The sequence below is a fragment of the Streptomyces sp. MS191 genome, from assembly GCF_008042125.1.
Classification (GTDB): Bacteria; Actinomycetota; Actinomycetes; order Streptomycetales; family Streptomycetaceae; genus Streptomyces.
Window position 1 is genome coordinate 49150 of the sequence record NZ_RDBI01000066.1, and the last position, 15471, is coordinate 64620.

The 15471-nt window shown below is 69.1% G+C and carries 10 protein-coding genes; 6 read left to right on the plus strand and 4 right to left on the minus strand.

The window, feature by feature from the left end; genetic code table 11:
• Positions 1-96 precede the first annotated feature (96 nt).
• On the plus strand, positions 97-3996 hold the full coding sequence (locus EAO71_RS28730; RefSeq protein WP_147980741.1) for a DNA-directed RNA polymerase subunit beta': 3900 nt from the start codon (positions 97-99) through the stop codon (positions 3994-3996).
• 81 nt (positions 3997-4077) lie between these two features.
• Here EAO71_RS28730 and EAO71_RS28735 read toward each other — a convergent pair whose 3' ends face one another.
• From EAO71_RS28735 to EAO71_RS28745, 3 genes are read right to left on the minus strand one after another with little or no spacing between them, the layout of a single operon-like run.
• A complete protein-coding gene (locus EAO71_RS28735; protein WP_147980742.1) occupies positions 4078-4341 on the minus strand; it encodes a hypothetical protein in 264 nt (87 codons plus the stop codon).
• Complete coding sequence (locus tag EAO71_RS28740) at positions 4328-4561, minus strand: hypothetical protein (protein WP_147980743.1); 234 nt, start codon at positions 4559-4561, stop codon at positions 4328-4330. The genes EAO71_RS28735 and EAO71_RS28740 overlap by 14 nt, the downstream gene beginning before the upstream one ends.
• A 28-nt stretch (positions 4562-4589) precedes the next feature.
• Positions 4590-5510, minus strand: a complete 921-nt coding sequence (locus tag EAO71_RS28745) for a peptidoglycan-binding protein (RefSeq protein WP_147980744.1) — start codon at positions 5508-5510, stop codon at positions 4590-4592.
• Positions 5511-6036: 526 nt separating this feature from the next.
• Here EAO71_RS28745 and rpsL point away from each other — a divergent pair.
• The 5 genes from rpsL (at position 6037) to EAO71_RS28775 (ending at position 13287) form a co-directional block, all read left to right on the plus strand.
• The gene (rpsL, locus tag EAO71_RS28755) at positions 6037-6408 is read left to right on the plus strand and encodes a 30S ribosomal protein S12 (protein ID WP_003948652.1); all 372 of its coding nucleotides are present in this window, start codon (positions 6037-6039) and stop codon (positions 6406-6408) included.
• Positions 6409-6410: 2 nt separating this feature from the next.
• Positions 6411-6881 (plus strand): 30S ribosomal protein S7, encoded by a 471-nt coding sequence (gene rpsG, locus EAO71_RS28760; protein WP_003966970.1) that lies wholly within the window; start codon positions 6411-6413, stop codon positions 6879-6881.
• Between the two features lie 39 nt (positions 6882-6920).
• Positions 6921-9050, plus strand: coding sequence for an elongation factor G (gene fusA, locus EAO71_RS28765; protein WP_147980745.1), 2130 nt, complete (start codon positions 6921-6923; stop codon positions 9048-9050).
• 152 nt (positions 9051-9202) lie between these two features.
• Positions 9203-10396: an elongation factor Tu gene (gene tuf / locus EAO71_RS28770; protein WP_147980746.1), complete on the plus strand. Its 1194-nt coding sequence runs from the start codon at positions 9203-9205 to the stop codon at positions 10394-10396.
• A 245-nt stretch (positions 10397-10641) separates the two neighbouring features.
• Entirely contained in the window at positions 10642-13287 is a 2646-nt protein-coding gene (locus EAO71_RS28775; RefSeq protein WP_147980747.1) for an N-acetylmuramoyl-L-alanine amidase, read from the plus strand.
• Positions 13288-13321: 34 nt separating this feature from the next.
• On the opposite strand, the gene EAO71_RS28780 is transcribed toward EAO71_RS28775, so the two are convergent.
• Positions 13322-15391 (minus strand): PIG-L family deacetylase, encoded by a 2070-nt coding sequence (locus EAO71_RS28780; RefSeq protein WP_147980748.1) that lies wholly within the window; start codon positions 15389-15391, stop codon positions 13322-13324.
• Between the last annotated feature and the right edge of the window lie 80 nt (positions 15392-15471).

Sequence of the window (15471 nt, forward strand, 5' to 3'; positions counted from 1 at the left end):
CGTCAATCCCTCTCAGGGTTGAGTCTCAATTTGCACCGACCCCGGGACCCCCATCAGACCAAATTGAGACTCAACCCTGAGAGGGATTGACGCATAGTGCTCGACGTCAACTTCTTCGACGAGCTGCGGATTGGCCTTGCCACCGCGGACGACATCCGTCAGTGGTCCCACGGCGAGGTCAAGAAGCCGGAGACCATCAACTACCGCACCCTGAAGCCCGAGAAGGACGGACTCTTCTGCGAGAAGATCTTCGGTCCGACCCGGGACTGGGAGTGCTACTGCGGCAAGTACAAGCGTGTCCGCTTCAAGGGCATCATCTGTGAGCGGTGTGGCGTCGAGGTCACCCGCGCCAAGGTGCGCCGTGAGCGGATGGGCCACATCGAACTGGCCGCTCCCGTCACCCACATCTGGTACTTCAAGGGTGTCCCGTCGCGCCTGGGCTACCTGCTCGACCTCGCCCCGAAGGACCTCGAGAAGGTCATCTACTTCGCGGCGTACATGATCACGTTCGTCGACGACGAGCGCCGTACGCGTGACCTGCCGTCGCTGGAGGCCCACGTCTCCGTCGAGCGTCAGCAGATCGAGAACCGTCGCGACTCCGACCTGGAGGCCCGCGCCAAGAAGCTCGAGACCGACCTGGCCGAGCTCGAGGCCGAGGGCGCCAAGGCCGACGTGCGCCGCAAGGTGCGCGAGGGTGCCGAGCGTGAGATGAAGCAGCTGCGCGACCGCGCGCAGCGCGAGATCGACCGTCTCGACGAGGTCTGGAACCGCTTCAAGAACCTCAAGGTCCAGGACCTGGAGGGCGACGAGCTCCTCTACCGCGAGCTGCGTGACCGCTTCGGCACGTACTTCGACGGCTCGATGGGTGCCGCGGCGCTGCAGAAGCGCCTGGAGTCCTTCGACCTGGACGAGGAGGCCGAGCGCCTCCGCGAGATCATCCGTACCGGCAAGGGCCAGAAGAAGACCCGTGCGCTCAAGCGCCTCAAGGTCGTCTCCGCGTTCCTGCAGACCGCGAACAGCCCCAAGGGCATGGTTCTCGACTGCGTGCCGGTGATCCCGCCGGACCTGCGTCCGATGGTGCAGCTGGACGGTGGCCGCTTCGCGACCTCCGACCTGAACGACCTGTACCGCCGTGTGATCAACCGCAACAACCGTCTGAAGCGTCTGCTCGACCTCGGTGCCCCCGAGATCATCGTGAACAACGAGAAGCGGATGCTCCAGGAGGCGGTCGACGCCCTCTTCGACAACGGCCGTCGCGGTCGCCCGGTCACGGGCCCCGGCAACCGTCCGCTGAAGTCCCTCAGCGACATGCTGAAGGGCAAGCAGGGTCGATTCCGTCAGAACCTGCTCGGCAAGCGTGTGGACTACTCCGCGCGTTCCGTCATCGTCGTCGGTCCGCAGCTGAAGCTGCACCAGTGCGGTCTGCCCAAGGCCATGGCGCTGGAGCTCTTCAAGCCGTTCGTGATGAAGCGCCTGGTCGACCTGAACCACGCGCAGAACATCAAGAGCGCCAAGCGGATGGTCGAGCGCGGCCGCACGGTCGTCTACGACGTCCTCGAAGAGGTCATCGCCGAGCACCCGGTCCTGCTGAACCGTGCGCCCACGCTGCACCGCCTCGGCATCCAGGCCTTCGAGCCCCAGCTGGTCGAGGGCAAGGCCATCCAGATCCACCCGCTCGTCTGCACCGCGTTCAACGCGGACTTCGACGGTGACCAGATGGCCGTGCACCTGCCGCTCTCCGCGGAGGCGCAGGCCGAGGCCCGCATCCTGATGCTGTCCTCGAACAACATCCTGAAGCCGGCCGACGGTCGTCCCGTCACCATGCCGACCCAGGACATGGTGCTGGGTCTGTTCTTCCTCACCACGGACGAGGACGAGCGCGAGGTCGTCGGCGCCGGTCGTTCCTTCGGCTCCACCGCCGAGGCGATCATGGCCTTCGACGCCCGCGAGCTCTCGCTCCAGGCGCAGGTCGACATCCGCTTCCCCATCGGCAGCGTTCCGCCGCGCGGCTGGGTTCCCCCGGTCGCCGAGGAGGGCGAGCCGGAGTGGCAGACGGGCGACTCCTTCCGCCTGCGCACCTCGCTGGGCCGCGCGCTCTTCAACGAGCTGCTGCCCGAGGACTACCCGTTCGTCGACTACTCGGTGGGCAAGAAGCAGCTCTCCGAGATCGTCAACGACCTGGCCGAGCGCTACCCCAAGGTCATCGTGGCGGCGACGCTCGACAACCTGAAGGCGTCGGGCTTCTACTGGGCGACCCGTTCCGGTGTCACCGTGGCCATCTCCGACGTCGTCGTGCCCGAGGCCAAGAAGGCCATCGTCGCGGGCTACGAGGCGCAGGACGAGAAGGTCCAGAAGCAGTACGAGCGCGGTCTGATCACCAAGGAAGAGCGCACTCAGGAGCTCATCGCGATCTGGACCAAGGCGACCAACGAGGTCGCCGAGGCGATGAACGCGAACTTCCCGAAGACGAACCCCATCTTCATGATGGTCGACTCGGGTGCCCGAGGAAACATGATGCAGATGCGTCAGATCGCGGGTATGCGTGGTCTGGTGTCGAACGCCAAGAACGAGACGATCCCCCGTCCCATCAAGGCGTCCTTCCGCGAGGGCCTCACCGTCCTCGAGTACTTCATCTCCACGCACGGTGCCCGTAAGGGTCTCGCCGACACCGCCCTGCGTACCGCCGACTCGGGTTACCTGACCCGTCGTCTGGTGGACGTCTCGCAGGACGTGATCATCCGCGAGGAGGACTGCGGCACCGAGCGCGGTCTGAAGCTGAAGATCGCCGAGCGGGGTGCCGACGGCGTCCTGCGCAAGACGGACGACGTCGAGACCTCCGTGTACGCGCGGATGCTCGCCGAGGACGTCGTCGTGGACGGCAAGGTCATCGCGCCGGCCAACGTCGACCTGGGTGACGTGCTCATCGACGCGCTCGTCGGCGCGGGCGTGGAGGAGGTCAAGACCCGCTCGGTCCTGACCTGTGAGTCGGCGGTCGGCACCTGTGCCTTCTGCTACGGCCGCTCCCTGGCCACCGGCAAGCTGGTCGACATCGGTGAGGCGGTCGGCATCATCGCCGCCCAGTCCATCGGTGAGCCCGGTACCCAGCTGACGATGCGTACCTTCCACACCGGTGGTGTGGCCGGTGACGACATCACCCAGGGTCTGCCGCGTGTCGTCGAGCTCTTCGAGGCGCGTCAGCCCAAGGGTGTCGCCCCGATCTCGGAGGCGGCCGGCCGCGTCCGTATCGAGGAGACCGAGAAGACCAAGAAGATCGTCGTCACCCCGGACGACGGCAGCGACGAGACGGCGTTCCCGATCTCGAAGCGTGCCCGTCTGCTCGTGGGCGAGGGCGACCACGTCGAGGTGGGCCAGAAGCTCACCGTGGGTGCCACCAACCCGCACGACGTGCTGCGGATCCTCGGTCAGCGTGCGGTCCAGGTCCACCTGGTCGGCGAAGTCCAGAAGGTCTACAACTCGCAGGGCGTGTCGATCCACGACAAGCACATCGAGATCATCATCCGGCAGATGCTGCGCCGCGTGACGATCATCGAGTCCGGCGACGCGGAGCTCCTGCCGGGCGAGCTCGTCGAGCGCTCGAAGTTCGAGACCGAGAACCGTCGTGTGGTCACCGAGGGCGGTCACCCCGCCTCCGGCCGTCCGCAGCTGATGGGTATCACCAAGGCCTCGCTCGCCACCGAGTCGTGGCTGTCGGCGGCGTCCTTCCAGGAGACGACCCGGGTTCTGACCGACGCGGCGATCAACGCCAAGTCGGACTCCCTGATCGGCCTCAAGGAGAACGTCATCATCGGTAAGCTCATCCCGGCCGGTACGGGTCTGTCCCGCTACCGCAACATCCGGGTCGAGCCGACCGAGGAGGCCAAGGCCGCGATGTACTCGGCCGTCGGCTACGACGACATCGACTACTCGCCGTTCGGCACCGGCTCCGGCCAGGCCGTTCCGCTGGAGGACTACGACTACGGTCCGTACAACCAGTAAGCGAGTCGCCTGACGTGCGAAGGGCGGTCACCCCGTGGGGTGGCCGCCCTTCGGCGTTCCCGGGCCGCGTGCCCGGGAAGGTCAGCGGCCGGCCAGCTCCCAGATCGCGATCATCAGGCCCGCGCTCGCCGTGAGCGCGGCGATGCTGGTCAGAGGCCAGCGGGCGCGTTCCAGGGCGTCGAGACGGGTCTCCATGTCGGCGAGCTGCTTGTCGGTCTGGTCGCTGCGCTGGACGAGCAGCGCCAGCGCGCCGTCGACCCGGGCGAAGCCGGCCTCCAGCGTGCCGCGGAGCCGTTCCAGCTCCACGGCCACGGCGACGGGGTCGTTCGGCTCAGACTCGGCCATCGGCGCCTCCCGCAGTGCTGCGGAGCCAGGACGGCAGCAGGGTCTGGACCGCCGGCAGCGCCATGACGCGGGTCAGGGCGCCGGCGACGGCCAGGGCCCCGGCGACCCAGGGGAGGGTCTCGGGGATGCCGGAGGCGTCGACGATCGCGGGCAGGACGACGGCGATACCGACGGCGGACTGGAGGACGGTGCGGGCCGTGCGCTTGGCGGCATCGGACATCGGTGGAACTCCTCGGGTAGGGCGGGACTCACCCGCAGTAGGGGACCTTCAACGCGTTCCAGGAGGCGGGGCCCGGCCAGCCGTCGGCGTCGGAGCCGTGGAAGCCGAGCTTGCGCTGCCACTTGGCGTAGCTGCGCCGGTCGGCCTCGCCCCAGCGGGGGGAGGGGCCGACGGTGTAGGCGGAGCAGCCCTCGGCCATCAGCCGGCGGCCCATCGCGGTGACGATCGGCGAGCTCGGGTTCTTCCGGAAGAACGAGGTGCCGGGGAACGGCTGGTAGCGCGGGGTGCTCGGGCGGGCCGGGGAGGTGGCGCCGGAGGGGGTCTTGGACGGGGCGGCGCCCAGCCGCTTCTGGACGCGGTCCCGCATGCCCGGCATGCCGAAGCCGCGCGGGTCGCTCTTCCAGTCGGACCACTCCAGGTGCCCGATGACCGACTTGGCGCCCCAGCCGTGGGCCCGGCAGAGGGCCGCGGACACCCGCTCGATGGCGTCGAGCTGGGCCGCCGGCCAGGGGTCGCTGCCGTTGCCGAGGTTGACGCACTCGAAGCCGTAGAAGCGGGTGTTGCCGTCGACGGCGCCCGCGCTGCCCTGGTGCTCGCGCGGGGTGGGCGGCCGGTCGCCGTAGGTCTCGGTGATCACGGCCTGCAGGACGGAGGGGTCGCCGCCGCCGGCGTGGTTGGCGCGGCCGTTGCCCACGAGGTGGACGGAGCCGTCCTTGGCGATGACGCCGTGGCACAGCGGGCCCGGCAGGCCGTCGTAGCCGTCGTAGCAGAGCTCGACGGACGAGGCGGTGCCACTGGAGACGGTGTGGTGGATCATCACGCCGCTCACGGGGCCCCAGGGGCCGGCCTGGTTGCGGTTGTGGGTGCGCCAGCCGTCGTGCTCGACGACGTGGACGCCCTCGGCGCGCAGCGCGGCGAGGAGCCGGTCGGCGGAGAGGGGAGTGGCCATGGTGGGTTCCTCCGGCGGGAAGGGCGGGGATGCCAGGAAGCGGGCATGAAAAAGGCCCGCACTCGGGCGGGCGAACAGGTGGCGCGGGTCTCCGTGTCCTCCTCGCCGGGCTCCAGGAACTGGTTGACGACCTTGACGAAGACGCCCATCCGCTCGTCGGGGACCCCGAGCCAGCGCGCGAAGTCCTCCATGGTGGGCTGCCAGTCGTCGGGCGGCAGCAGGTCCTCGGCCAGGGGCAGTTCCTCGGGGGTGMCCCGGATTCGTTCTCCCACGTCGGCCGGGTCCCGGTGCGCGTGGGCATTTGTTTTGACCGGAGTCCATGCGATAGGTACGCTCAGACCTTGTGCCTGGGGTGTGCCTGGGCTCGCGTGCGTGTCCTCAACCGCAAGGCGAGTCCGAGAACGGCCACCGCAATCTGCGCCTTTTCCGCCCCGGCGGAAGTCCGCAGTATTCGACACACCCGACCGCGTGGGTCGGCGACGTTCCAGGTTAGTTTCACCGACGGCACACAGAAACCGGAGAAGTAGTGCCTACGATCCAGCAGCTGGTCCGGAAGGGCCGGCAGGACAAGGTCGAGAAGAACAAGACGCCCGCACTCGAGGGTTCCCCTCAGCGTCGTGGCGTCTGCACGCGTGTGTTCACGACCACCCCGAAGAAGCCGAACTCGGCCCTCCGTAAGGTCGCGCGTGTGCGTCTGACCTCGGGCATCGAGGTCACGGCCTACATCCCGGGTGAGGGCCACAACCTGCAGGAGCACTCCATCGTGCTCGTCCGCGGTGGCCGCGTGAAGGACCTGCCGGGTGTTCGCTACAAGATCATCCGCGGTTCCCTCGACACGCAGGGCGTCAAGAACCGTAAGCAGGCTCGCAGCCGCTACGGCGCCAAGAAGGAGAAGTAAGAATGCCTCGTAAGGGCCCCGCCCCGAAGCGCCCGGTCATCATCGACCCGGTCTACAGCTCTCCTCTTGTCACCTCGCTGATCAACAAGATCCTGCTGGACGGCAAGCGTTCCACCGCCGAGCGCATCGTCTACGGTGCCATGGAAGGCCTCCGCGAGAAGACCGGCAACGACCCGGTCATCACGCTGAAGCGCGCCCTCGAGAACGTGAAGCCGTCTCTCGAGGTCAAGTCCCGCCGTGTCGGTGGCGCCACCTACCAGGTGCCGATCGAGGTCAAGCCCGGTCGCGCCTCCACGCTCGCGCTCCGCTGGCTCGTGGGCTACTCCCGCGCCCGTCGCGAGAAGACCATGACCGAGCGCCTCATGAACGAGCTCCTCGACGCCTCCAACGGCCTCGGTGCTTCGGTCAAGAAGCGCGAGGACACGCACAAGATGGCCGAGTCCAACAAGGCCTTCGCGCACTACCGCTGGTAGTCGCACCCCACATCGAGACCGAGAGAAGACTGAAGCCTTATGGCTACCACTTCGCTTGACCTGGCCAAGGTCCGCAACATCGGGATCATGGCCCACATCGACGCGGGCAAGACGACCACCACCGAGCGGATCCTGTTCTACACCGGCGTCTCCTACAAGATCGGTGAAGTCCACGACGGCGCTGCCACGATGGACTGGATGGAGCAGGAGCAGGAGCGCGGCATCACGATCACGTCTGCCGCGACGACCTGCCACTGGCCGCTGGAAGACGTTGACCACACGATCAACATCATCGACACGCCGGGCCACGTCGACTTCACCGTCGAGGTGGAGCGTTCGCTCCGCGTGCTCGACGGTGCGGTGACGGTGTTCGACGGCGTCGCCGGTGTCGAGCCCCAGTCCGAGACTGTCTGGCGTCAGGCGGACCGCTACGGCGTGCCGCGTATCTGCTTCGTCAACAAGCTCGACCGTACGGGCGCCGAGTTCCACCGCTGCGTGGACATGATCGTGGACCGCCTCGGCGCCGTCCCGATCGTCATGCAGCTGCCGATCGGTGCCGAGGCCGACTTCCAGGGTGTCGTGGACCTCGTCCGCATGAAGGCCCTGGTGTGGTCCGCGGAAGCGACCAAGGGCGAGATGTACGACATCGTCGACATCCCGGCCTCGCACACCGAGACCGCCGAGGAATGGCGCGGCAAGCTCGTCGAGACCGTCGCCGAGAACGACGAAGAGATCATGGAGCTCTTCCTCGAGGGCCAGGAGCCCACCGAGGAGCAGCTGTACGCCGCGATCCGTCGTATCACCATTGCCTCCGGCAAGGGTGGCGGCGAGAAGACGATCACCCCCGTCTTCTGTGGCACCGCGTTCAAGAACAAGGGCGTCCAGCCCCTGCTCGACGCGGTCGTGCGCTACCTCCCCTCCCCCCTGGACGTCGAGGCCATCGAGGGCCACGACGTCAAGGACGCGGAGCTGGTCGTCAAGCGCAAGCCGTCCGACGACGAGCCGCTGTCGGCCCTCGCGTTCAAGATCGCGAGCGACCCGCACCTCGGCAAGCTCACCTTCGTCCGGATCTACTCCGGTCGCCTTGAGGCCGGCACCGCGGTGCTGAACTCCGTCAAGGGCAAGAAGGAGCGCATCGGCAAGATCTACCGCATGCACGCGAACAAGCGTGAGGAGATCGACTCGGTGGGCGCCGGCGACATCGTCGCCGTCATGGGCCTCAAGCAGACCACCACCGGTGAGACGCTGTGCGACGACAAGAACCCGGTCATCCTGGAGTCCATGGACTTCCCGGCGCCGGTCATCCAGGTCGCCATCGAGCCCAAGTCCAAGGGTGACCAGGAGAAGCTGGGTGTCGCCATCCAGCGTCTCGCGGAGGAGGACCCCTCCTTCCAGGTTCACTCTGACGAGGAGACCGGCCAGACCATCATCGGTGGTATGGGCGAGCTTCACCTCGACATCCTCGTCGACCGTATGCGTCGCGAGTTCAAGGTCGAGGCGAACGTCGGCAAGCCGCAGGTCGCGTACCGCGAGACGATCCGCAAGGCCGTCGAGCGCGTGGACTTCACCCACAAGAAGCAGACCGGTGGTACCGGTCAGTTCGCCAAGGTGCAGATCGCGATCGAGCCCATCGAGGGCGGCGACGCCTCGTACGAGTTCGTGAACAAGGTCACCGGTGGCCGCATCCCGAAGGAGTACATCCCTTCGGTCGACGCGGGTGCGCAGGAGGCCATGCAGTTCGGCATCCTGGCCGGCTACGAGATGACTGGCGTCCGCGTCATCCTTCTCGACGGTGCCTACCACGAGGTCGACTCCTCCGAGCTCGCGTTCAAGATCGCCGGTTCGCAGGCCTTCAAGGAGGCCGCGCGCAAGGCTTCCCCCGTCATCCTTGAGCCGATGATGGCCGTTGAGGTCGTCACGCCCGAGGACTACATGGGTGAGGTCATCGGCGACATCAACTCCCGCCGTGGCCAGATCCAGGCCATGGAGGAGCGCAGCGGCGCTCGCGTCGTGAAGGGCCTCGTGCCCCTCTCGGAGATGTTCGGCTACGTCGGAGACCTCCGCAGCAAGACCTCGGGTCGCGCAAGCTACTCGATGCAGTTCGACTCCTACGCCGAGGTTCCGCGGAACGTCGCCGAGGAGATCATCGCGAAGGCCAAGGGCGAGTAACTCTCCCGAGTTCACGCTTTAGGCTTGACACCAGTCGCCGGGGCTCAGCCCCCGTAACCCGAGGGAATCGGGCCCCGGCGCATGGCATCCCAGCAAAGATCACCTGGCGCCGATGAAGCAAGGCGTACAGAACCACTCCACAGGAGGACCCAGTGGCGAAGGCGAAGTTCGAGCGGACTAAGCCGCACGTCAACATCGGCACCATCGGTCACATTGACCACGGTAAGACGACCCTCACGGCCGCCATTACCAAGGTGCTGCACGACGCGTACCCGGACCTGAACGAGGCCTCGGCCTTCGACCAGATCGACAAGGCTCCCGAGGAGCGCCAGCGCGGTATCACGATCTCGATTGCGCACGTCGAGTACCAGACGGAGTCGCGTCACTACGCGCACGTCGACTGCCCGGGTCACGCTGACTACATCAAGAACATGATCACGGGTGCCGCGCAGATGGACGGCGCCATCCTCGTGGTCGCCGCCACCGACGGCCCGATGCCGCAGACCAAGGAGCACGTGCTCCTGGCCCGCCAGGTCGGCGTTCCGTACATCGTCGTCGCCCTGAACAAGGCCGACATGGTGGACGACGAGGAGATCCTGGAGCTCGTCGAGCTCGAGGTCCGTGAGCTCCTCTCCGAGTACGAGTTCCCGGGCGACGACCTGCCGGTCGTCAAGGTCTCGGCGCTCAAGGCGCTCGAGGGCGACAAGGAGTGGGGCCAGTCGGTCCTGAACCTGATGGCCGCCGTCGACGAGGCGATCCCGCAGCCCGAGCGTGACGTCGACAAGCCGTTCCTGATGCCGATCGAGGACGTCTTCACGATCACCGGTCGTGGCACCGTCGTCACCGGTCGTATCGAGCGTGGTGTCCTCAAGGTCAACGAGACCGTCGACATCGTCGGTATCAAGACCGAGAAGGTCACCACCACGGTCACCGGCATCGAGATGTTCCGCAAGCTGCTCGACGAGGGCCAGGCCGGTGAGAACGTCGGTCTGCTCCTCCGTGGCATCAAGCGCGAGGACGTCGAGCGCGGCCAGGTCATCATCAAGCCGGGTTCGGTCACGCCGCACACGAGCTTCGAGGCCCAGGCCTACATCCTGTCGAAGGACGAGGGTGGCCGTCACACCCCCTTCTTCAACAACTACCGCCCGCAGTTCTACTTCCGTACCACGGACGTGACCGGCGTCGTGACCCTCCCCGAGGGCACCGAGATGGTCATGCCGGGCGACAACACCTCCATGACCGTCGAGCTGATCCAGCCCGTCGCCATGGAGGAGGGCCTCAAGTTCGCCATCCGTGAGGGTGGCCGGACCGTGGGCGCCGGCCAGGTCGTCAAGATCAACAAGTAATTGTCGATCGTCTGACCTGTGCCGCTCCTGACGGAGCGTCATCAGAGGGCCCCCGGCCCGCCGTTCGCGGCGGGACGGGGGCCCTCGTCTGTTCCGGTGATCTCGTGTGACAGTTGTGACCCCAGTGGCGCCCGTGACAGTAGTTGCCAGTAGCATCCACCCGGTTGACTGTGTCATGTCCATCAAGGGGTGGAGACAACTTGAGATCGGGACGTCGAGCACGACGTACGACGACGGCGACGCGGGTGCGTCGCACAGCGCTGGGGACCGCCGTGGGCGTCCTCGCGGTCCTGGGTATCCAGGCCGCGGCGAACGGTGCCGTCTTCGGCACCGGGGACGACGGGGCGAAGGCCGCGACGCCGGGGGTGTACAGCAGCAAGGCCGCACACGGCGGCAAGGGCAGGAGCGAGCTGCACAAGCTCGCGCTGACCGACAAGGGCAAGGGCGAAGCCGTCCTCACGCAGCGGACCACCGAGCCGTTCGGTCTGCTCGGCGTCAGCTGGACGAACCCCGACGAGAAGGTCAAGGGCACGATCGAGGCCCGCACCCGCAGCGTCGAGACCGGCGAGTGGTCCGACTGGGTCGAGCTGGAGCCGCACCCGGCCGGCATGGACGGCCGGCGTGCCGGTGCCCCCGGCTCCACCGAGCCGGTGTGGGTCGGTGCCTCCGACGGCGCCGAGGTGCGCGTCAGCGACGGTGCCGCGGCCGGCGTGCTGCCCGCGGGACTCAAGCTCAACATGATCGACCCGGGCGGCGCGGGATCCGCGGCCAAGGACAGCGGCGAGCTGAACGCCGAGCCGGCGGCCTTCGCGGTCGTCGACCCGCCGACCACGCCGCCGAGCGTGCCCGGTCCGGCCTCGACCGCTCCGCAGCCCACGATCGTCAGCCGCGCCCAGTGGGGCGGGCAGGCGATCGAGGACAAGACGCCCGAGCCGGCCCAGTACCTCATCGGCGGCAAGATCAAGGCGATCTTCGTCCACCACACGACGAGCGCCGCGTACGAGTGCTCGGCCTCGGCCAGTGTCGTCCGCAGCATCCTCGACTACCACGTGGACGTCGAGAAGTGGCGCGACATCGGCTACAACTTCCTCGTCGACAAGTGCGGCACGATCTTCGAGGGCCGCAAGGGCGGCGTCGACCAGCCCGTCCTGGGCGCGCACACCTACGGCTGGAACTCCGAGTCGACGAGCGTCGCGGTCATCGGTGACTACACGAACCAGGCCGCGTCGAGCGCCGCGCTGGTCTCCGCCTCGCGCGTGGCCGCGTACAAGCTCGGCCAGTACGGCGTCGACCCGAACAGCACCGCGCAGCTCACCGCGGGCGTCACCCAGACGAACTTCTTCGGGCAGACGTTCACCCTGAACCAGGTGTACCCCTTCGCGGCGATCTCGGGTCACCGCAACGGCTTCAACACCCAGTGCCCGGGCACCATGCTGTACCCGCAGCTGCCGACCATCCGCTCCTACGCCACCGGCTCCGTCGCCGGTCTGAAGGTCGACTCGCTCGGCGGCGCGGCGACCCGGGCCGGCACCGGCTACGAGACGCCCGGTCCGGTCACGGTGAACTGGTCCACCAGCACCACGAACGCGCTGATCAACAAGTTCGAGGTCCTCGTCGACGGCCAGGTCGTCGCCACCCCGGGCCCCGCCGCCCGCAGCGCCGCCACGACGGTGAGCGGCTACGGCGCCCACACCGTGGCCGTCCGCGCCACGCACACCTCCGGCAAGGTGTCGACCTCGGCGTCGGTCGCCGTGACCGTCCCGGGCCCGAAGACCTTCAAGCCCGTCACGCCCACCCGGCTGATGGACACCCGCTCCGGCTTCGGTGTGCCGAAGGCCAAGGTCGGCCCCGGCGGTGAGGTGGTGCTCCAGGTCACCGGCGCCAACGGCGTCCCGGCGACGGGCGTCGGCGCGGTCGTCCTCAACGTGACCGCGACGAACGCGACGGCGACCAGCTTCGTCTCCGCGTACCCCAACGGCACCGACCGCACGGCCGCCTCGAACCTGAACTTCACGGCCGGCAAGACGATCCCGAACCTGGTGGTCGTCCCGGTGGTGGACGGCAAGGTCCGCTTCTACAACCACGCCGGCACGGTCGACCTGCTCGCCGACATCACGGGCTACTACGTCAAGGACACCAGCGGCTCCACGCACACCAACCTCGGTCCGCTGCGGCTGATGGACACCCGCGACGGCACCGGTGTCGCCAAGGGCAAGGTGGGCGCCTCCGGCGTCGTCGACCTCCAGGTCACGGGCGCCAACGGCGTCCCGGCCGACGGCGTCACGGCCGTCGTCCTCAACGTGACGGCGACGTCCCCGACGGCGACCAGCTTCGTGTCGGTCTACCCGAGCGGCACGACCCGGTCGAGCGCCTCGAACCTGAACTTCACCGCGGGCCAGACGATCCCGAACCTGGTGGTCGTCCCGGTCGGCGCGAACGGCAAGGTCAGCTTCTACAACCGCGCCGGCACGGTCGACCTGCTCGCCGACGTCACCGGGTACTTCACCTCCGACACGGCCGGGGCGTCCCACATCAACCTCGGTCCGCTGCGGCTGATGGACACCCGCTCCGGCCTCGGTGTCCCGAAGGCCAAGGTCGGCGCGGGCGGGACCGTGACGCTCCAGGTGACGGGCGCCAACGGCGTCCCGGCCGCCGGTGTCACGGCCGTCGTCCTCAACGTGACGGCGACGTCCCCGACGGCGACCAGCTTCGTGTCGGTCTACCCGAGCGGCACGACCCGGTCGAGCGCCTCGAACCTGAACTTCACCGCCGGTCTGACGATCCCGAACCTGGTCGTCGTCCCCGTCGGTGCGGACGGCAAGGTGGTGTTCTACAACCGGGCCGGCACGGTCGACCTGCTCGCCGACATCACCGGTTACTACGTCAAGTGACCTGATCCCAGGCCACGTCGGGGCCCGTCTCCCCTCAGGGGAGGCGGGCCTCCGTCGTTCCCGCCGGCCGCCACAGCCACGGGTGCGCGTCCGCGCCCAGACCGACCGCCGTCGTGCCCCGGAGCGTCGCGTTCCCGACCGGCGCCACGCCCTGCGTACGGACGTGCAGCCGCCCGCCGTGCCGCAGCTGCATCCGCCCGCGCAGGTCACGGCCGAGGAACGTCGGGCCCGGGGCGACGGCGACCGCGCCGTACCCCTCGAAGTCCGGGTCGGTGCCGGCCGTCGACAGCAGCCGCCCGGCGGCGGGGCCGCGGTGGAACACCTCGATGCCGTCCGTGCCCGGGACCGGCAGCGCGGCCACCGGATCCGCCGCGAGCGGCGACGGATCGCCCGGCACACCGTCGATCCACTGGTGGACGGCCGTGCCGCCGGCCGCGAGGACCCGCACCCGCCCGGCGGCGTCCACGACCGCGGTGAGGCCGTCCTGCACCTCCGCGTCACCGGGGAGGGCCCGCCACGGGCCCCAGCCGCCGCCGGTGTCCCGCACCCGCGTCGACACCCCCCGGTCCGCGTTCCGCACGAACACGTGCACCCGGCCGTCGGGCGCCGTCACGGCCACCGGGACCCCGGTCCGGCGCCCGCGGTCGTCGCCGCGCTCCGGACCTCCGAGCCCGCGCCAGGCGAGGAACGGACCGCCGGGGGAGCGCTGTTCCAGGAGGACGACCTCCCGCCGGTTCGGGCCGCCGTGCCCGCCGAGGGCGGCGAACCGGAGACCGAAGAGGAGCATCCGGCCGTCGGAGAGCGCCGTCGAGCCGAGCACGGGGGCGAGCGGGCCGCCGCCGAGGTCCTCCGGCGCACCCCACTGCCCGCTGCCCCGCCCGGTCTCCCGCCAGCGGACCGCGCGCAGCCCGAGCACCCCGTACGCGTCGAGCCGGCCGTCGGGCCGTTCGGCCACGGCCGGGCCCGGCCCGGGGTAGCGGTGGTGGGTGGACCGGACCCAGCCCTTCTTGTTGGTGAGGGGCCGGTCGCCGCCCACCCCGTAGTCGCCGCAGCCGGAGGGGTTGCCGCAGTCCCAGCCGGGATCGCCGCCGTACGGGACGAGATGTCCGGCCTTCTCCTTCAGGACCTGCGGCGGGAGGTTCTTGGGCCAGTGGCGGTTGTAGTAGCCGCGGAAGGCGGTCACGGCGAAGGCCGGTACGGCCCCGCCGTCCGCGGCCGGCCGGCCGGTCCCCTCCGCGACCCAGCGGATCAGCGCGGCCCAGGAGAAGCAGGCCGTCGCGGTGTGGTCGCCGTGGTCGGAGTAGCCCGGCTGCTCGCTGTCCCGCCTGCGGGTCGCCTCGTCGCTGTGCTGGATGTCCGGGTCCGGGTCCAGGGTCTGCACGATCGTCGGCCGGTACCGCTCCAGGAGGCCGACGAGCACGTCGGTCAGCCCCTCGTGGTCGTAGCTCTCCGAGCGGTCGACGGGGGAGTCCGCCGCGAGCTGGGTGCGCAGCTCCAGGGCGCGGTCGTGCCACAGGGCGGGCAGGGCCATGTACCGGCGCGGGGTGTGCATGGGCAGGTTCAGGAAGACCAGTTCCACCCGGCGGCCGCGATGGGTGAGGGTGTCGATCTCGGCCCGCCGGCCGCCCCGGAGGGTGACGACGTCCTTCCGCCAGGGCGCGAACCGGTCGAGACCGAGCAGCGTGGCGTAGGCCTGCCGGAGGCCCTGGTGGCGTGCGGAGGAGTAGGCGGCCTTGTCGTCCGGGCGGCTCGGCATCCCGGCGATCCGGTTCCGGCCGGTGTGCTCGCCCGCGGTGACGTACACGGAGACCAGCGGGACAGCGGCGTCGAGCAGGCGCTGGGTGTCGGGGTTCATGAAGTACAGGTCGTCGTCCGGGTGCGCGGCGATCTGCAGCAGCTGCGCGCGCCGTGAGGCGGCGATCGGCATCCCGGGCGCGGGATCCGCGGTCGGTCCGGTCCGGCGGGGCGCGGGCACGGAGCAGCCGGCGAGTGCCGGTGTCGCCAGGGCGGCACCCCCGAGGGCGGCGGCGACGACGCTGCGGCGGCGGAGCCGAGGACGGGGGAGGTCGGGATCCGGCGCGGGTCCGGCGTCTCTGGCGTCCACGTGTGTCGTTCCCCCGTGCTGCGTGCTGGTTCCTGGAAGCGGCGGATGCCATGGCCCAAGCCGTGATCCGCGCCCTGTCA